The sequence below is a fragment of the Microbacterium trichothecenolyticum genome, from assembly GCF_000956465.1.
Classification (GTDB): Bacteria; Actinomycetota; Actinomycetes; order Actinomycetales; family Microbacteriaceae; genus Microbacterium; species Microbacterium trichothecenolyticum.
In genome coordinates this window covers 214598-232082 of sequence record NZ_JYJA01000041.1, presented here as the reverse complement: position 1 = coordinate 232082, position 17485 = coordinate 214598, and the positions used below count along the sequence as shown (strand labels likewise).

15 protein-coding genes and 2 tRNA genes are annotated in these 17485 nt (G+C 69.4%); 11 read left to right on the top strand and 6 right to left on the bottom strand.

What is annotated here, in order from left to right; all coding sequences use genetic code 11:
- Positions 1–51 precede the first annotated feature (51 nt).
- The 6 genes from dusB (at position 52) to RS82_RS19745 (ending at position 6152) form a co-directional block, all read left to right on the top strand.
- Complete coding sequence (gene dusB, locus RS82_RS19770) at positions 52–1227, top strand: tRNA dihydrouridine synthase DusB (protein WP_396653191.1); 1176 nt, start codon at positions 52–54, stop codon at positions 1225–1227.
- Positions 1217–2575, top strand: a complete 1359-nt coding sequence (locus tag RS82_RS19765) for a deoxyguanosinetriphosphate triphosphohydrolase (protein ID WP_045302657.1) — start codon at positions 1217–1219, stop codon at positions 2573–2575. Before dusB ends, RS82_RS19765 begins: the two co-directional genes overlap by 11 nt.
- On the top strand, positions 2575–4440 hold the full coding sequence (dnaG, locus tag RS82_RS19760) for a DNA primase (protein ID WP_045302922.1): 1866 nt from the start codon (positions 2575–2577) through the stop codon (positions 4438–4440). Before RS82_RS19765 ends, dnaG begins: the two co-directional genes overlap by 1 nt.
- A gap of 50 nt (positions 4441–4490) precedes the next feature.
- On the top strand, positions 4491–5279 hold the full coding sequence (locus RS82_RS19755; protein WP_045302653.1) for an ATP-binding cassette domain-containing protein: 789 nt from the start codon (positions 4491–4493) through the stop codon (positions 5277–5279).
- A gap of 76 nt (positions 5280–5355) precedes the next feature.
- Positions 5356–5428: transfer RNA gene (locus RS82_RS19750), tRNA-Asn, on the top strand.
- Between the two features lie 64 nt (positions 5429–5492).
- Positions 5493–6152 (top strand): hypothetical protein, encoded by a 660-nt coding sequence (locus tag RS82_RS19745; protein WP_045302651.1) that lies wholly within the window; start codon positions 5493–5495, stop codon positions 6150–6152.
- A gap of 13 nt (positions 6153–6165) precedes the next feature.
- Here the strand turns inward: RS82_RS19745 and def are convergent, their stop codons facing one another.
- A complete protein-coding gene (gene def / locus RS82_RS19740; protein ID WP_084695781.1) occupies positions 6166–6732 on the bottom strand; it encodes a peptide deformylase in 567 nt (188 codons plus the stop codon).
- A 42-nt stretch (positions 6733–6774) separates the two neighbouring features.
- On the opposite strand from def, the gene RS82_RS19735 reads away from it, so the two are divergent.
- The 3 genes from RS82_RS19735 (at position 6775) to nagE (ending at position 10091) form a co-directional block, all read left to right on the top strand.
- Positions 6775–7872, top strand: coding sequence for a DMT family transporter (locus RS82_RS19735; protein WP_045302647.1), 1098 nt, complete (start codon positions 6775–6777; stop codon positions 7870–7872).
- Between the two features lie 27 nt (positions 7873–7899).
- A tRNA-Ile gene (locus RS82_RS19730) sits at positions 7900–7973 on the top strand.
- A 186-nt stretch (positions 7974–8159) separates the two neighbouring features.
- Entirely contained in the window at positions 8160–10091 is a 1932-nt protein-coding gene (gene nagE, locus RS82_RS19725; RefSeq protein ID WP_045302646.1) for an N-acetylglucosamine-specific PTS transporter subunit IIBC, read from the top strand.
- A gap of 62 nt (positions 10092–10153) precedes the next feature.
- Here nagE and RS82_RS19720 read toward each other — a convergent pair whose 3' ends face one another.
- The gene (locus tag RS82_RS19720; protein WP_045302645.1) at positions 10154–12160 is read right to left on the bottom strand and encodes a DUF262 domain-containing protein; all 2007 of its coding nucleotides are present in this window, start codon (positions 12158–12160) and stop codon (positions 10154–10156) included.
- A 164-nt stretch (positions 12161–12324) separates the two neighbouring features.
- On the opposite strand from RS82_RS19720, the gene RS82_RS19715 reads away from it, so the two are divergent.
- Together RS82_RS19715 and RS82_RS19710 are read left to right on the top strand one after the other, a co-directional pair.
- Positions 12325–13098, top strand: a complete 774-nt coding sequence (locus RS82_RS19715) for a hypothetical protein (protein WP_045302644.1) — start codon at positions 12325–12327, stop codon at positions 13096–13098.
- Between the two features lie 150 nt (positions 13099–13248).
- Positions 13249–13752, top strand: coding sequence for a DUF3145 domain-containing protein (locus RS82_RS19710; protein ID WP_045302643.1), 504 nt, complete (start codon positions 13249–13251; stop codon positions 13750–13752).
- A gap of 145 nt (positions 13753–13897) precedes the next feature.
- Here RS82_RS19710 and RS82_RS19705 read toward each other — a convergent pair whose 3' ends face one another.
- From RS82_RS19705 to RS82_RS19690, 4 genes are all read right to left on the bottom strand, one after another.
- Positions 13898–15136 carry a beta-ketoacyl-[acyl-carrier-protein] synthase family protein gene (locus RS82_RS19705; RefSeq protein WP_045302642.1) on the bottom strand — a complete coding sequence of 413 codons (1239 nt, stop codon included), beginning with the start codon at positions 15134–15136 and terminating at the stop codon, positions 13898–13900.
- Positions 15137–15195: 59 nt separating this feature from the next.
- The gene (locus RS82_RS19700; protein WP_013586517.1) at positions 15196–15444 is read right to left on the bottom strand and encodes an acyl carrier protein; all 249 of its coding nucleotides are present in this window, start codon (positions 15442–15444) and stop codon (positions 15196–15198) included.
- Positions 15445–15518: 74 nt separating this feature from the next.
- On the bottom strand, positions 15519–16520 hold the full coding sequence (locus RS82_RS19695) for a beta-ketoacyl-ACP synthase III (protein WP_045302641.1): 1002 nt from the start codon (positions 16518–16520) through the stop codon (positions 15519–15521).
- Positions 16521–16535: 15 nt separating this feature from the next.
- On the bottom strand, positions 16536–17447 hold the full coding sequence (locus tag RS82_RS19690) for an ACP S-malonyltransferase (RefSeq protein ID WP_045302640.1): 912 nt from the start codon (positions 17445–17447) through the stop codon (positions 16536–16538).
- Between the last annotated feature and the right edge of the window lie 38 nt (positions 17448–17485).

Below are 17485 nucleotides of genomic sequence, written 5' to 3'. Positions count from 1 at the left end.
CTGTGCACAGGGACGCGGCCGTTCAGCCAAGAGACGGATTCCTGTAAGAGAATGGAACGCGTGACCACTGCCCTCGCCCCTGCGCCGACGCTGCGCATCGGGCCCATCGAACTCGACGCCCCCGTGGTGCTCGCGCCGATGGCGGGCATCACCAACACCGCATTCCGACGCCTCTGCCGTGAATACGGAGCCGGCCTCTACGTCAGCGAGATGATCACGACGCGAGCCCTTGTCGAGCGGAACGCGACGACGATGCGCCTGATCACGCATCATGAGTCCGAGACACCCCGGTCGATCCAGCTGTACGGCGTCGATCCCGCGACGACGGAGGCGGCCGTGCGCCTCCTCGTCGAAGAGGATCGCGCCGATCACATCGATCTGAACTTCGGATGCCCCGTCCCGAAGGTCACCCGCAAGGGCGGGGGAGCGGCTCTTCCGTGGAAGCTCGGCCTGTTCCGCGACATCGTGACGCGCGCCGCCCGCGCCGCCGGCGACATCCCCCTCACGGTGAAGATGCGCAAGGGCATCGACGCCGACCACCTCACCTACCTCGACGCCGGACGCATCGCCGAGGACGCCGGCGTGGCCGCCGTCGCGCTGCACGCCCGCACCGCGTCCGAGTTCTACTCCGGCCAGGCGGACTGGTCCGCGATCGCCCGGCTCAAAGAGGCTGTCACGGGCGTCCCCGTGCTCGGCAACGGCGACATCTGGTCGGCCGACGACGCCGCACGCATGATGGATGAGACCGGCTGCGACGGCGTCGTCGTCGGTCGCGGCTGCCTCGGGCGTCCGTGGCTGTTCGGCGATCTCGCCCGCGCGCTCGGCGGCCCCGGCGCCGCACCCGCCGAGCCGGTCGACGCGACCCTCGGTTTCGTCTCCCGCGCGTTCCGCCGTCACGCCGAACTGCTCGTCGAGTTCTTCGAGGACGAGGACCGTGGCTGCCGCGACATCCGCAAGCACGTCGCGTGGTACTTCAAGGGCTACCCGGTGGGTGGGGAACTCCGCGCAAGCCTCGCCACCGCATCGAGCCTCGCCGAGATCGACGACCTGCTCGCCACCCTCGATGCCGACGCCCCGTACCCGGGCTCGGCCGCCGAAGGTCAGCGCGGGCGCGCCGGAACCCCGAAGCGCCCCGCTCTGCCCGACCGCTGGCTGGAGTCGCGGGAGCTCAGCGCCGAGGCGACCACCGCCATCGCCGAAGCGGAACTCGACCACAGTGGCGGGTGACCTGGCCGGCGCATCCGAGCGCCCCGTGGGATACGACGATGCCGACGCCGCCCGCTTCCACGCCGAGCGCCACCGCTCCCAGCGCGACGACTTCGCTCGCGACCGCGCGCGTGTGCTGCACTCGGCCGCGCTGCGCCGTCTGGCCGCGAAGACGCAGGTGCTGAGCCCTGCGAGCCCCGCAGACTTCGCGCGGAATCGCCTCACCCACTCGCTCGAGGTCGCCCAGGTCGGTCGCGAGCTGGCGACGGCCCTCGACCTCGCCGCCGACGTCGTCGACACCGCCTGCCTCAGCCACGATCTCGGGCACCCGCCCTTCGGCCACAACGGCGAGCGGGCCATGAACGAGTGGGCCGAGGACTTCGGCGGCTTCGAGGGCAACGCGCAGACCCTGCGCATCCTCACACGGCTCGAGCCCAAGGTGGTCGACGCCGACGGGCGCAGCTTCGGTCTCAACCTCACGCGGGCGAGCCTCGACGCCGCCTGCAAGTACCCGTGGACCGCCGATCACCCCCTGCCCGATCCCGGCGGCCGGCTCAAGTTCGGCGTCTACCCCGAAGACGAAGACGTGTTCCGCTGGGTGCGCGACGGCGCACCGGGCAGGCTGCGCTGCATCGAGGCCGAGGTCATGGACCTCTCCGACGACATCGCCTACTCGGTGCACGACTTCGAGGACGCGGTCGTCAACGGCTACCTCGATCCGGCGCGCCTGGTCGATCCGCGCGAGCACGACTGGCTCCTCACCGCGATCCAATCCTGGGTCGGGTTCGACTTCGCCCGCGACGAGCTCGAGGACGCGCTGTTCCGGCTCACCCGCATGCCCGAGTGGATCGATTCCTTCGACGGCACCCGTGCATCGCTCGCGCGGCTCAAGAACCTCACGTCCGACCTCATCGGCCGCTTCGCGCGCGCTGCGACGACGGCAACACGCGAGTCCTACGCGACGTCCGTTCTCACCCGGTATCGCGGGCACCTCATCGTGCCCCGCATCGTCGAGGCCGAGATGGCGGTGCTCAAGGGCATCATCGGCGCAGCGGTCGTGTCGATCGAGGGGCGCAAGGATCTCTACAAGGAGCAGCGCCGCGTCCTCAAGCGCCTCGCGACCGCCCTGTGGGACCGCCCCGAGGCGCTCGACGCGCTCCACGCCGAGGACTTCGCCGCGGCCGAGACGGATGCCGCGCGCCGCCGCGTGGTCGTCGACCAGGTCGCCAGCCTCACCGATCAGCTCGCGATCGCGTGGCACGGGTCGCTCGTGGGGCCTGTGGACGCAGCATCCGTCGGCGTGTGGGCGCCGGGTGCACGGCCCATGGACACGGCGTCCCGCGCCTTCCGCGCGTCCGAGGCGCGCTGATGGCGGGGCGCATCCGCCAGGCGGACGTCGACGAGGTCAAGGCGCGCACGAACATCGCCGACATCATCGGAGAGAGGGTCGCCCTCAAGTCCGCCGGCGTGGGTTCGATGAAGGGGCTCTGCCCGTTCCACGACGAGCGCAGTCCGAGCTTCAATGTGCGCCCCCAGGCCGGCTTCTACCACTGCTTCGGCTGCGGCGAGTCCGGGGACGTGTACTCGTTTCTGCGTGCGATGGACCACGTGACGTTCACCGAGGCCGTCGAGCGCCTGGCGGGCCGCATCGGCTACGCCCTGCACTACGAGGACGGCGGCGCCGCCCCCGAACACACCGGTCGCGCGCGCCTCTACGCGGCGAACGCGGCGGCCGCGGAGTTCTTCCGGGCGCAGCTCATGACGCCCGAGGCCGACATCGCCCGACGCTTCCTCGGCCAGCGCGGCTTCGACGCCGGCGCCGCTGCCCACTTCGGCGTCGGATTCGCCCCGAAGGGCTGGGAGGGCATGACCAAGGCCCTGCGCACCCGGGGCTTCACCGACGAGGAGCTCTCGTCCGCCGGTCTCGTGTCGCAGGGACAGCGCGGCGTGTACGACCGCTTCCGCGGGCGCGTGGTGTGGCCCATCCGCGATGTGACGGGGCAGGTGATCGGGTTCGGGGCGCGGAAGCTCTTCGACGACGACAACGGACCGAAATACCTGAACACGCCTGAGACGACGATCTACAAGAAGGCGCAGGTGCTCTACGGGCTCGACCTCGCCAAGCGCGAGGTGTCCCGCCAGCACCAGGTCGTGGTGGTCGAGGGCTACACCGACGTGATGGCGTGCCACCTCGCAGGCATCACGACCGCGATCGCGACGTGCGGCACGGCGTTCGGCGCGGACCACATCACGGTGCTCCGGCGCGTGATGGGCGACGACTCCACGGCAGGCGAGGTCGTGTTCACCTTCGACCCGGATGCGGCGGGGCAGAAGGCGGCGCTGCGGGCCTTCGCCGACGCCAAGCGGTTCAACGCGCAGACCTACGTCGCCACAGGTCCGGAAGGACTCGATCCGTGCGACCTGCGACTCGCGCGCGGCGACGGCGCCGTGAGGGCGCTCCTCGAGACGAAGGTGCCGATGGTCGAGTTCGTGCTCGACCAGCGCATCTCGGGCTACGACCTGCGAAGCGTCGAAGGACGTGTCGGCGCGCTGCGCACCGCCGCACCGGTCGTCGCGGAACTGCGCGATCCGCTGCTGCAGCCGGAGTACGTGCGCGTGCTGGCCAGACGGCTCGGCATGGACACCGAGGACGTCCGCCGCGAAGTCGAGCGTGCGGGCCGCAGCAGCGGGGGCGGCCGGCGCGACGCCGCGCCCGGCGCGGCCGAGCCGGCGGAACCGCCGGTCGACGACGGCGCCCTGCGCGTCACACTCGCAACCCTGCCACGCACACCGGAGGTCGGGCTGGAGCGGGGTGCCGTGATGGGCGTGCTGCAGTTCGGCCATCGCATGGACCCGTCGCTCGTCGCGCGCGCTCTCGACCTGCCGTTCCGCCACCCGGCCCTCGATGCCGTTCGCATCGCCGTGCGCGACGCCGCCGGCATGCAGCGTCCCGGCTGGGCCGTGGATGCCGTCGCCACCGTCCGCGAGCCCTATCGGTCACTCGCGGCCGAGCTGCTCGCGGCCGACTTCCCGGCGCTGAGCGACGACGAGGCGGTCTCCTCGGCGAGCGACCTCGCTCGCCGCCTGGTGATGCGCGGCTTCGACCGCGAGAAGGCGGAGCTGCTCGGAGCGATCCAGCGCGTGCCCGCGGACTCGGAAGAGGGCCGAACCATCCGCCTGCGCCTGCGCGAGCTCGACGCACAACGCCAGGCCCTCGCTGACGAGGGCTCCTGATCCCGTCCCGTCGGCTGGCGTCGGCGGCGTCCACCCGGCAGGATGAGGACATGACTCATCGACGGGACGCGGACGTCGCGATCGACTGTTCCGATCTGTCGATCGCCCGTTCCAGCCGTGGCGGTCCGCCCAAGCGCGTCGTCGACGGCGTGTCGTTCAGACTGCCGCACGGCGGAATCCTCGCGCTGATGGGCCCGACCGGCTCCGGCAAGTCCTCGCTCGCCGCGGTGCTGGCCGGTGCCGATGAGCCCGGCCTCGCGGTCGTGGGCGGCCGTGGCACCGTCGAAGGCGTCGCGGTGAGGCGTCGCGGCCGCGCGCACCGCTATCTCACGTACTACGCGGGCTATGTGCCGCAGGCCGCGGGCGCACACCTTCCTGCCCGTCTCACCGTCGCCGAGGTGATCGGCGAGCCGATCACCAGCCGCGATCGACACGTCAGCGCGCGCGCACTCGCGGTGCGCGTGGCGTCACTTCTGGACGAGCTCATGCTCCCCCTCGGCGCGGCGCCCAAGTACCCCTACGAACTGAGCGCCGGAATGCGCCAGCGCGTGGCGCTCGCCCGGGCTCTCGTGCTTCAGCCGCGCGTGCTGATCGCCGACGAGCCCTTCGCCAACATGGACGTCGAGGTCCGCAAGGCCGCACGCGAGGCGGTGCTCCGGCGTCGACGCGAACTCGACATGGCCGCCCTCGTCGTGACCAACGAGCCGGAGGTCGTGAGCGAGCTCGACGCGGACGTCCTCGTGCTCCGCGCGGGCCACGCCGTCGCCTTCGGGCACGGCACGCAGGACCTGCTGTGGACGCCCGACGGGCGAGCCGATCGCCGCGTCGTCAACTATTGAACGGGCTCACGTGGTCATGAGCACGGCTTGAGCTTTGCTAGTATGGACTGGTTGCCCGCACGAGAGTGCGGAACATTCCTCCATAGCTCAATTGGCAGAGCAATCGGCTGTTAACCGATAGGTTCTTGGTTCGAGTCCAAGTGGGGGAGCGAAAGCCTCGGGGCTCCACCCCCGAGGCTTTCTTCGTCTCCGGGGATCACGTCAGGAGTGCACATGGCGGCTCGCGCGAAGCCTTCGCCCCGTCTGGCCGTGGAGGGCGGTGTCCCTGCGCCGGCGCCGGTCTATCGCTGCGTCCCCCTTCTGATCGCACTCGCCGTGTTCGGCGCGACCGTGCTGTGGGTCGGGCTCGTGGTGCTGTTCGGCGGCGATCCCTGGATGTTCCCGGTCTCCGCACCGGCGCCCTGGCTCTTCCTCGCGCTCGTGCCGTCGGTCATCGCGATCCTGCTCGCCGTCCGGGGGATCGCGCTGTGGTCGCTGCTGTCCGCCGTGGCGAGCCTCTGGCTCGTTCCCACGGGCGTGGCCACGATCGCCGTGGTCCTGGTCGCCCTCTGGACCGTGCGAGGCATCCGCCGGCAGTGGGCGGCCCACGATCTCGATTCCGTGATCGCGACCGCCGCGGCGCACGACCTTCCGGTGCTCGTCGTGCAGCATGTCGCGGGCAAGCCCGGTGCGCGCAGGAGAACAGACACCACGCAGATCCAGGTGCGCGACGTCGACACCGGTGAGCTCTCCACCGCTCGCGTGTGGGGCCCGATGCGCATCGGCACGACCCTGGTGCGGCACGGTATGAACGTCATCGCCCAGGCGCCTCCCGGAGCAGATGCGGAGTTGCGCCGGTGGGTCGAGCGCCAGAACCGCCGGACCGAAGACTGACGCCGCGACGCTCTCAGGCGTCGATCTGGTCGACGCCGGGCGTCCACGAGCTTCCGGGACGGCCCCACCCCCGCTTGCGCGCGAGTTTCTGCACGGTCTTCCAGTCGCCGTCGTCGAGGCGGTCGACGTACAGGATGCCGTCGAGATGATCGAACTCGTGCTGCATGATGCGCGCCCGCCAGCCGTCGACCTGGATGCGGACCGGGTCGCCCACGAGGTCCGTGCCGGTCACCAGCACTTCGTCCGACCGACGCAGCGGGAATCGCTCGCCAGGGAACGAGAGGCATCCCTCGGACTCCTCGTCAGGGTCGGGCGCACCCGGCTCGAGCGGCCTCATCCAGAGTTCGGGGTTGATGATCACACCGCGCCAGGGCGCGCCGTCCTCGTCGGCGTAGTTGTATGTGTAGATGCGCAGCGGCACGCCGACCTGCGGTGCCGCGAGGCCCACGCCGGGAGCGGCATCCATCGTCTCGAACATGTCGGCGACCAGGGTGCGGATCTCGTCCGTGATCTCTTCGACGACGGAGGCGGGGGAGTGCAGGACGGGATCGCCCATGATGCGAATCGGGAGAACAGCCACGCCTTGAGCCTATCGACCGACGCCTGCGGCTAGTGTCGATGTGTGGTGTGGACTGCGGTTGAGCTCGAGGACGTAGGCGATCAGCTCGTCGGCGCGTTCCAGAATCCCGGAATCCTCATCGGCATCCCGCTGGCCCTGCTCGGCGCGATCTTCATGTCGTTCGGCGCGCAGTATCAGCACCGCGGCGTGACGAAGGTCGAGCGCCTCTACGGGTCCCATGGCAGCGGCGGGCTGGGAGCGAACCACCTGCTGAAACTCCTCGCGCGACCGTCCTGGGTGATCGGCACCGTGATGCTGGGGCTCGCGATCGTCTGCCAGCTGTCCGCCCTCGCCTATGCACCCCTCATCGTGGTGCAGCCACTCGGTGCGATCGCACTCGTGATCACCACGCTGCTCAACGCACAGATCAGCGGGCACAAGCCCACGAAGCGCTCGCTCATCGCGATCGGCGCCTGCGTCGGCGGCATCTTCATCTTCGTCACCATCGCGGCGCTGTTCGCGACCGAGAAGCCGGTGTCGAACGGTCAGCTCATCACGATCCTCGTACTGCTGGGCGTCGTCACCATCGTGTTCGCGGGCCTGTGGATCTGGCTGCGCAAGCGAATGGGCGCCCTCTTCTACATCATCGCAGCGGGCGTCATCTACGGCTTCGTCGCGACCCTCGCGAAGGTCGTCATCGTGCGCGTCCAGTCGCAGGACTTCGACTGGCTCACGTTCACGTGCCTCGCCGCCCTCATCGCGGGCGCCATCGTCGGCGCCTACTTCGTGCAGAACGCATACGCTTCGGGCCCGCCGGACCTCGTCGTCGCCGGCCTCACCGTCATCGACCCGATCGTCGCGATCTTCATCGGCTTGACGGTGCTGCAAGAGGCGGCCGGCGCACCGCTCTGGGTCTACATCTCGTTCGCGCTGGTCGGCGCGGTCGCGGTGTGGGGGGTTTTCCAGCTCGCCCGCCACCATCCGCAGGTGCTGAGCGAGAGTCAGGAGCTCCCGATCCAACGGGGGAGCGCCGGAGGAGCGACGGATGCCGCGCACCCGCGCACCGGATCCATCAAGGTGACCGAGGCCGTCGCCAAGGTGTGGCCCGAGCCTCCGGTGAAGGATCGCGCGGACGAGACCGAGGGCAAGGCGGGCAGGTAGGCTCGTCAGCGCGCGCCTGACGCACACGGGGCGGTGGCCAAGCTGGTCAAGGCAGCGGGCTCATAACCCGACGATCGTGGGTTCAAGTCCCACCCGCCCTACGGATCGAGGTCCGTCGCAACCCACCGGGTTGCGACGGACCTCGCGTCTTTCCGGATCGCGGATCACGGTCGAGGAGAAATTCGTTCATACCCCTAACTTTCGGAGGGGGACCCAGTGACGCGCGGCTCGGTTTGGCTGTAGCGTCAGCGACATCAACTGTCCCTGGCTCCTGATGGAGGCGAACAATGAAGTTCCTGCAGAGGCTCGGCCGATCGATCATGCTTCCGGTGGCCGTGCTGCCGGTGGCCGCGATCCTGGTCGGCATCAGCAACTGGATCAAAGGCACGATCGGCGGCGGAGTCGTCGTCGACTTCCTGTACACCGCCGGAATCTCGCTGCTGTCGAATCTGGCGCTGCTGTTCGCCGTCGGCATCTCGATCGGCATGGCGAAGAAGAGCGACGGCACGTCCGCGCTCGCGGGCGTGGTGTCCTGGCTGGTCGTGACCACGCTGCTGAAGCCGGAGTCCGTGATGCTGTTCATGGGCGTGAATGACGTCAACGAGGTGCCCGCCGCGTTCGCCAACGTCGAGAACGTCTTCGTCGGCATCCTCTGCGGCCTGATCGGCGCATTCTGCTACGACAGGTTCAAAGACACCAAGCTGCCCGACGCACTGTCGTTCTTCTCCGGCAAACGCTCGGTGGCCATCGTCACGGCGGGCTTCTCGCTGGTCCTGGCGGCCATCCTGTTCTTCGTCTGGCCGTTCGTCTACGGCGGGTTGGTCACCTTCGGCGAATGGATCTCGTTCCTCGGACCGCTCGGCGCAGGCATCTACGGGTTCCTCAACCGGCTCCTCATCCCGATCGGCCTGCATCACGCACTGAACTCCGTGTTCTGGTTCGACGTCGCCGGGATCAACGACCTGAACAACTTCCTCGCCGGAACAGGCACGTACGGCGTCACCGGTCAGTACATGACGGGCTTCTTCCCGATCATGATGTTCGGCCTGCCAGGTGCCGCCCTCGCGATGTACCTCACGGCCAAGAGCACACGCAAGAAGATCACATACGGCATCCTGCTGTCCGCTGCGATCGCCTCGTTCTTCGTCGGCGTCACGGAACCGCTCGAGTTCTCCTTCATGTTCCTGGCTCCGGTGCTGTACCTGGTGCACGCGGTCTTCACCGGCATCTCGATGGCGATCAGTGCGATCCTGCCGGTCCGCATGGGCTTCGGGTTCTCCGCCGGATTCGTCGACCTCGTCCTCAACTGGACGAACCCGATGGCGCAGAACCCGTGGCTGATCCCGGTCATGGGCGTCTTCTGGTTCTTCATCTACTTCGGGGTGTTCTACTTCTTCATCAAGCGGTTCAACCTCAAGACGCCGGGCCGCGAGGACGACAACATCCTCGAGGAGGGCACGGAGTTCGACACGCATGACGTCGACCAGAAGTACCTCGTCACCGGAAGCCGCTTCATCGACGCGTTGGGCGGCAAGGAGAACATCCTCGACCTGGACAATTGCGCCACGCGCCTGCGATTGGAGATCGACGACGTCAGTCAGGTCGACGACGCGGCGCTCAAGCGAGCGGGAGCGGCCGGGACGATGAAGCCCGGCGGAAAGTCCGTCCAGGTGATCTACGGCACCAACGTGCAGTTCGTGAAAGACGCCATGGAGCAGATCATCTCGGGCCAGGCCGAGGCGCCGGCAGGAGCCGCACCGGAGCAGACCCCGGCCACCGGAGGCACCGCGGTGCTGACGGACGCGCCGACGACCACCGCCGTCAAGCTCCGCCAGCCGCTCGAGGGCAAGATCGTGCCGCTGACGGCGGTGCCCGACCCCACGTTCGCGCAGGGGATCATGGGCCCGGGCGTAGCGATCGAGCCGACCGGCGACACCGTGGTCGCGCCCGCTGACGGCACCATCGGCGCCACGTTCGACAGCAGCCACGCGGTGGCGCTCGTCCTCGGCGACGGCACCGAGCTGCTCATCCACGTCGGCATCGACACGGTCGGCATGAAGGGCGACGGCTTCGAGACCCTCGTCGAGAAGGGGCAGAAGGTCACGGCGGGCACGCCGCTCCTGCGCTTCGATCTCGCGAAGATCCACGCAGCCGGGCACCCATCGATCACGCCGGTGATCGTGCTCAACAACGAGAACGCCGCCGTCACCTTCGAGTGACCTCGGCGTCCCGGCGACGATGAACGGGACGGATGCCTCTCACTGAGACATCCGTCCCGTTCTCACATCGCGTTGCCGATGTAGGAGTACTTGACGAAGACCTCGGGGGCCAGTCCTGCCTCTTCGAGCACGCCCTGCACGGCACTGAGCATGTAGCTGGAGTCCCAGCCCATATAGAGCGAATGCTCGTCGTCGAGGCGGTCCCACTGGCCGTTCCAGGACTGCGCGGTGTAGACCGGGCCACCCCGGCGCGCGCTGTACGCGACGACCGCCTCGCGGGAGTCCGCCCAGAGCCGCTTGAAGACGCGGTTGAAGAGGTACTTGACGTCGGGCACTTCCCAGTGCTCGCCGCAGTACTCGACATACGACCACTCCCGGTGCCACCCCGGAGGCCATCCGCGACGGCGCACGGCGTCGAGGATCGGGGTCAGGCCGTCGTCGTCGATCGCGGGACCGCCCGGACGCTTCCAGACCTCGACGAATCGGCCGGTGAGCTGCGCCGAGCGGTCCGCGATCGCCGCCGTGCCCCAGGAGGGGAGCTCGGCGAGCTCGGCGGTCGCGGCGACGGAACTGCGCGCGTACAGCGCCCGCTTCTCGGGGAACGACCGATCGAAGGCGCGGAGCGCGAGATCCTCCTCGAGGATGGTGAGATTGCCGATCGTGTTGGCGAGGGCGCGATGGCTGTTCTGCTCGTCGTCGGTGTACGACGCCCACTCGCGCACGCCGTCGCCCGACCACCCGTCGCCAGGAGCGAGCGGGAAGATGTGCTCGACGTCGAGTCCGCCCGCGCCGTCCACTCCGGCGATGCGGCCGAGGACGTAAGCCGCGTGGGGGAGCTCCGAGTACTTCAGGGCCACCGCGATCCGCTCGTCGGACGGCGTGATGCGAGAGATCGCCGACACCAGCGCGCCGGCGCCCTCTTCGCGCGCGCGGCAGAGGCGCGCGACCAGGCGATCGACCCCGGTGCCGACCACCGCTCGGCGCACGAGCAGCGACTGCACCATCTCGAGCGTGTCGATCAGCTCGTCGCGCCCGATCGACCCCAGCTCGAAGTCGCGGTACGCCCGCATCACGAGCGGATACATACCCGTGCCGAAGGTGCCGAGGTAGGCGAGGTGACGCGTGATCTCGGCATCCGGCGCCTCCTTCGGCCGGAGCAGGATGCGATACACGCGGGAGAGCTCGCGCCACTCGTCGGCGTGGTGCAGGAGGCCGTCGAAGTCGAGCCGCGGGAACTCGTGACGGAACGCGTCGTACACGCCGCGGCCGCCGACGACGGTGACCTCTCGGCCGGTCCGCATGACGAGGTACTGCCTCCAGAACTCCGCGATCGAGTCGCCGGTGTTCTGCTCGATCGCCTGCCAGTAGTCGGCCTCGATCTCACGCTGCTCCGAGTGGTTGAGCCCCATCAGCACGTAGTTGTGGATGAGCTCGTGGTCGCGCAGCGGCTCACCGGTCGAGTTGAGGCTCTCGAAGATCTGCTGCGCGTTGGCGCCGGCGCCCAGCGTGATCGCCACATGCTCGAGCTTCTGGAGCCCTCGCCAGATGTGGGGCGCCTCTTCGAGGCTGATCTGACTGCGGAAGAACGCGTAGTTGTCATCGAATCGCGAATCGCGGTGCTCGCCCGCTGCCAGGGGAAGGTCGAGCACGACGCGCTCGAACACGGAGGCCCACGCGCGATGCGGGCGCAGCTTCGTGCGTGTCGCGTCGTGCGAGTGCACGAGCACCCGCTGCAGCTGATCGGCGAGGTCGGGATCCGCCTCGCGCACAGTGTGATGCAGGGCGGCGACGAGCAGCATGAGCGTCGTCGTCCGCTGCTGCCCGTCGATCAGCACGAGTTCTGCGTCGGATCCCTCGCCGCTCGCCGAAGAGAGGATCGAGCCGATGAAGTGCATCTGCCGATCGTCGAGATCCGCCACGGCACGGATGTCGGAGAGGAGCTGCTCGCACCCGCCGATGTCCCACCGGTACTGCCGCTGATACACCGGGACGACGATCGTCCAGTCCGCGGCGGAGAGCCAGCCGATGGTGTTGACAGCAGTGGCATCGACGTTCGTGGCAGTGACCATGGCGTGTCCAGTCTAGGCCGGGCTCCCCGCCTCGGAGCGGGCGCGCGACGGCCCCCGGTTATTCACGGCGCGGGCTTCGGGGTCGTCCAGACCCCCGAGGTAGGCTTACCTAAGTTGAGCCTGTTAAAACGTGCTGGCTCACTGACCGAAAGGCATGATTCGTCATGGGTTACATCAAGTCCGCCGCTCTCGACGAGACCGGCTTCGTGGTGCTCGACTCCTACGGTGAGGAGATCGACCCGCAGGAGTGGCTGTCGATCGAGTACGTCGACTGGAAGTCGTCGGGCGACACCCGCTTCGCGCCGCTCGCGTCCGCCAAGGGCGAGATCGAGTGCAACGGGTTCTGGAACCACACGCCGCCGCGCACCGACAAGGACGGCGTCTGGATCCCCGAACAGACCGAGAAGGCGCCGACCCTGACGCGTCGCGCACAGGAGCCGGGCTCGAACGTCGGCCGCTGCCGCATCATCGAGCTGCAGCCCAACACCTACGCCGACGCGCTGTACAACCTCCACCAGGACGACAACAACCGCCTCAACCCCGACGGCACCGGCTGGGTCGTGCGCGGGTTCTTCAACCTCACCGACGACAAGAACAGCTACTTCGTGCTGCGTGAGAACCGCACCGACCCGAGCATCGAGTACCGCGTCGCGCTTCCCGCCGGCGCCCAGCTCATCGTCGACACGCAGCGCCTGTGGCACGCCGTGCACCACGACGGCACCGAGCCGCGCTACTGCCTCATCACGTCGTGGGAGTCGGGCCCCGAGCTCGACGCATACATGGAGAAGTACCACGCTGTGCCGACCGCACCGCAGTTCGAGGTCGCGCAGGAGGTGCTCGACGCCGGTCAGGCCGAGCAGGCCCGCCGTGACGCCGCGCGCGCCGCGTACTACGCCGCCAAGGGCAAGGCCGAGGTCCAGGCCATGAGCGAGGCCTGAGCACCGCCCGCCTGATCGGAGAGGGCCCGGGAATCACAGTCTTGTGATTTCCGGGCCCTCTCCGCGATAATGGCGGCAGCACAACCGAACAGCACGTCATGACACCGTCACAGGTCGTAGGGGAAGACGCACCTGACGAACGGAGAGATCATGGCGACACAAAAAGCGCGTGGGGTGATCTTCATCCACTCCGCGCCACGGGCGTTGTGCCCCCACCTCGAGTGGGCGGTCGGGCGAGCCCTCGGCCGCGCCGTCAGCTTCGATTGGGCGGATCAGCCGGTGCTGTCGGGCAGCCGGCGCTCCGAGTTCTACTGGGAAGGCGCCGCCGGGACCGGCTCGGCCCTGGCCACCGCCATCCGCGGTTGGGAGCACCTGCGCTTCGAGGTCACCGAGGATCCCACTCCCCGCAGCGACGGCGGCCGTTGGCTGCACACGCCGGGCCTCGGCATCCATTACGCCCAGACCGACACCGCGGGAAACGTCGTCATCGGCGAGGACCGCATCCGCTACGCGATGGAGATCGCCGGAGGCGACGCGTTCGAGCTGCAGCGCGAACTCGATGTCGCGCTCGGCGCGGCGTGGGACGAGGAGCTCGAGCCGTTCCGGCACGCGAGCGACGATGCGCCCGTCGTCTGGCTGCACAAGGTCGGCTGACGCCACAACCCCACAGACGCAGGCGGCGCGAGGCGCCACTACCGAGGCTCGGAGGCCGTGAATCCCGGGTCGCGGGACCGCGAACCGCCGCCTGACACGACAGACGCCCCCGGCACCGCCGGGGGCGTCTTCGCGTCGCGGGTCGTCAGACCGAGCGGAAGGCGACGACGGCGTTATGGCCGCCGAAGCCGAACGAGTTGCTGATCGCGAGCTGGTCGCCGGCGCCGAGGGCGATCGGCGCGCCCGAGATGCGCAGCGGGATGTCGGGGTCCTGCGTGCTGACGTTGATGGTCGGCGGCGCCTGGCGCTCGCGCAGCGCGAGGAGGGTGAAGATCGCCTCGAGCGCGCCAGTGCCGCCCAGCAGGTGCCCGGTCGCACCCTTCGTCGCAGAGACCGGGATCTCGTGGACGCGGTCGCCGAAGACGCTCAGCAGAGCCTTGTACTCGGCGATGTCGCCCGTCGGCGTCGACGTCGCGTGCGCGTTGATGTGCGTGACCTCGTCGGGAGTGGCGCCCGCCTGCTCGAGCGCGAGGCGAACCGCGCGCGAGGCGCCCAGGCCCTCGGGCTCCGGAGCCGTGATGTGGTACGAGTCGGCCGTCACGCCACCGCCGACGACCTCGCCGTAGATCTTCGCACCGCGGGCCTTGGCGTGCTCCTCGGTCTCGAGGACCAGCGCTGCCGCTCCCTCGCCCATGACGAACCCGTCCCTGTCGACGCTGTACGGGCGCGACGCGGTCTCGGGGGAGTCGTTGCGCTTGGACAGCGCCTGCATCGCGGCGAAGGCGGCGATCGTGAGCGGGTGGATGACGGCCTCGGCGCCACCCGCGATGATGACGTCGGCGCGACCCGCACGAAGGCTCTCGAACGCGTTGACGAGCGACTCGGTGCTCGATGCGCACGCCGAGGCCACGGTGCGCGCGTAGGCGCGGGCGTTCAAGTGCATCGAGACGGCCGCGGCGGGCGCGTTCGGCATGAGCATCGGGACGCTCATCGGCATGACACGGCGGGGACCCTTGGTCTTGAGCGTGTCCCACCCCGCGAGCGTGGTCTGCAGACCCCCGATGCCGGTCGCGAAGTCCACGGCGAACCGCTCGGGCTCGACCTCCGGCTTGCCCGCGTCCTCCCACGCCTCGAACGCCGCGACGAGCGCGAACTGCGCCGAAGGGTCGAGACGGTTGGCGACAGGGCGCTCCAGCACGGAGTCGGGCCGGACGAGCGCCTGTGCGGCGAAGGTGACGGGGAGCTGGTATTCCTCGACCCATTCCTGCTCGATCGTGTGCGTGCCGGATGCTCCGTTCAGCAGCGCCGACCAGCTCTCGGGGGCGGTGCCGCCGACGGGGGTCGACGCACCGATGCCGGTGACGACGATACGGGGTGTGCTCATGGAGATCAGAGTCCTCGTGATGCTGGCCGGTGGGGGCCGCGGCCCCCACCGGGATGGTCCTACGCCTGGTTCGACGTGATGAAGGTGACGGCGTCGCCGACGGTCTTGAGGTTCTTGACCTCGTCGTCCGGAATGGTGACGCCGAACTTCTCCTCCGCGTTGACGACGATCGTCATCATCGAGATCGAGTCGATGTCGAGGTCGTCGGTGAACGACTTCTCGAGCGCGACCTCGTCGGCCGAGATGCCGGTCTCGTCGGTGATGAGCTCCGCGAGTCCGGCGAGGACCTCGTCGTTGGTGAATGCCATGGGATTCTCCTGTTTGTTAGGGGTAGGCGTGCCCGAGCGGGCCGGGAATCAGTCTAGGGTCGCGGTTCGCCGCGTCAGGGAAGGACGACCACCTGCGCGCCGAAAACCAGCCCGGCGCCGAAGCCGATCTGGAGCGCGAGGCCGCCGCTGAGTTCCGGGTGCTCCTCGAGCAGTCGGTGCGTGGCCAGCGGGATGGAGGCCGCCGAGGTGTTGCCGGTGGTCTCGATGTCGCGGCCGACCAGCACCGTGTCGGGAAGGCCCAGCTGCTTGGCGAACTCGTCGATGATGCGCATGTTGGCCTGATGGGGCACGAAGGCGGCGAGATCGGATGCCTCGACCCCGGCGGCCTCGAGCGCCTGGCGTGCGACCTTCACCATCTCCCAGACCGCCCAGCGGAAGACCGTGGGGCCTTCCTGGCGGAGGGTCGGCCATGGCGCGACGCCGTCGCGGAACTCGGTGAGCGTGTGATTCATGCCCACCGCGTCGGCCTTCGAGCCGTCGGAGCCCCACACCGTGGGTCCGATGCCGGGCGTGTCGCTGGGCCCGACGACCGCTGCGCCCGCGCCGTCGCCGAGCAGGAACGAGATGCTGCGGTCGGCCGGGTCGACGATGTCGCTGAGCTTCTCCGTGCCGATGACGAGGGCGTAGTGCGCCGCGCCGGCGCGGATGAGGGCGTCTGCCTGGGCGACGCCGTAAGCGAAGCCTGCGCATGCGGCGTTCACGTCATATGCAGCCGCGGGGTTGGCACCCACGCGGTCCGCCACGATCGCCGAGACGGAGGGGCTCTGCTTCGGGTTGCTGATGGTCGCGACGATGACGGCGTCGACCTGCGACGCGTCGACGCCGGACCGCTCGATCGCCTCGCGGGCGGCATCCGTCGCAAGGTCGATCGCGTCCGTCTCGGCCACCGCACGAGTGCGCGTGACGATGCCGGTGCGCTGGCGGATCCACTCGTCGCTCGAGTCGATCGGGCCGATGAGGTCGTCGTTCGGCACGGCGATCTCGCCTCGGGCGGCGCCGTACGAGTAGATGCGCGTGTGGGCGGCACCGGTGGGCTGGATGAGGCTGCGGGTCATGCGGGGGTACTCCGGTCAGGCGTCGGCGGCCACCAGTGCGGCGGCGGCCTCCAGGTCAGCGGGCGTCTTGACGGCGACGGCGGGAACTCCGCGGAGGGCGCGCTTCGCGAGCCCGACGAGCGTGCCCGCGGGGGACAGCTCCACGATGCCCGATACCCCGGCGTCTGCGAAAGACGCCATGCACAGGTCCCAGCGCACCGGCGAGGCGACCTGGTCGACGAGGAGGTCGACGAACGCACGGCCAGACGCCACAGCGGAGCCGTCGCGGTTGGTCCACAGCGTGATCCCCGGATCGGACACGTCGTGGTCGGCCGCGGCCTCACGCAGAGCCTCGACCGCCGGCGCCATGTAGTCGGTGTGGAAGGCGCCCGCGACCTGCAGCGGGATCACGCGGGTCCCGGCGACCGGCTCGGCCGCGAGGGCCTGCAGGGCGTCGAGCGCGCCGGCCACGACGAGCTGGCCGCCGCCGTTGTAGTTCGCGGGGGAGAGGCCGAGCTCTTCGAGACGGGCGAGGACGGATGCCTCGTCCCCGCCGATCACGGCGCTCATGCCGGTCTCGGCGGTCGCCGCGGCCTCCGCCATCGCGCGGCCCCGGATCCCGACGAGGGTGAGTGCGGACTGCTCGCTGAGGACGCCCGCCGCCGCAGCGGCGGCGACCTCGCCGACGGAGTGCCCGGCGACGCCGCCGATGCGCTCACGGTCGGGCAGCGCGTTCCACGACAGCAGGCTGGCCGCGACGATGAGCGGCTGCGCCACCTGGGTGTCGCGGATCTGGTCGGCGTCCCACTCGGTGCCGGCGGCGACGAGGTCGACCCCCGACCACTCGGAGTACTGCGCGAGGCGATCCGCCGCGCCGTCCGATTCGAGCCAGGGAGTCAGGAAGCCGGGGGACTGGGAGCCCTGCCCGGGGAAGACCGCGATTCTCACCGTTCCATCCTGTCAAGGATCAGAAAGGTCGTTCTGGC

What these genes read in the sequence shown, in the direction of transcription:
- dusB (WP_396653191.1), top strand. Translation starts at nt 52, where the DNA reads ATGGAACGCGTGACCACTGCCCTCGCCCCTGCGCCGACGCTGCGCATC.
- dnaG (WP_045302922.1), top strand. Translation starts at nt 2,575, where the DNA reads ATGGCGGGGCGCATCCGCCAGGCGGACGTCGACGAGGTCAAGGCGCGC.
- RS82_RS19755 (WP_045302653.1), top strand. Translation starts at nt 4,491, where the DNA reads ATGACTCATCGACGGGACGCGGACGTCGCGATCGACTGTTCCGATCTG.
- RS82_RS19745 (WP_045302651.1), top strand. Translation starts at nt 5,493, where the DNA reads ATGGCGGCTCGCGCGAAGCCTTCGCCCCGTCTGGCCGTGGAGGGCGGT.
- nagE (WP_045302646.1), top strand. Translation starts at nt 8,160, where the DNA reads ATGAAGTTCCTGCAGAGGCTCGGCCGATCGATCATGCTTCCGGTGGCC.
- RS82_RS19720 (WP_045302645.1), bottom strand. Translation starts at nt 12,160, where the DNA reads ATGGTCACTGCCACGAACGTCGATGCCACTGCTGTCAACACCATCGGC.
- RS82_RS19715 (WP_045302644.1), top strand. Translation starts at nt 12,325, where the DNA reads ATGGGTTACATCAAGTCCGCCGCTCTCGACGAGACCGGCTTCGTGGTG.
- RS82_RS19710 (WP_045302643.1), top strand. Translation starts at nt 13,249, where the DNA reads ATGGCGACACAAAAAGCGCGTGGGGTGATCTTCATCCACTCCGCGCCA.
- RS82_RS19705 (WP_045302642.1), bottom strand. Translation starts at nt 15,136, where the DNA reads ATGAGCACACCCCGTATCGTCGTCACCGGCATCGGTGCGTCGACCCCC.
- RS82_RS19700 (WP_013586517.1), bottom strand. Translation starts at nt 15,444, where the DNA reads ATGGCATTCACCAACGACGAGGTCCTCGCCGGACTCGCGGAGCTCATC.
- RS82_RS19695 (WP_045302641.1), bottom strand. Translation starts at nt 16,520, where the DNA reads ATGACCCGCAGCCTCATCCAGCCCACCGGTGCCGCCCACACGCGCATC.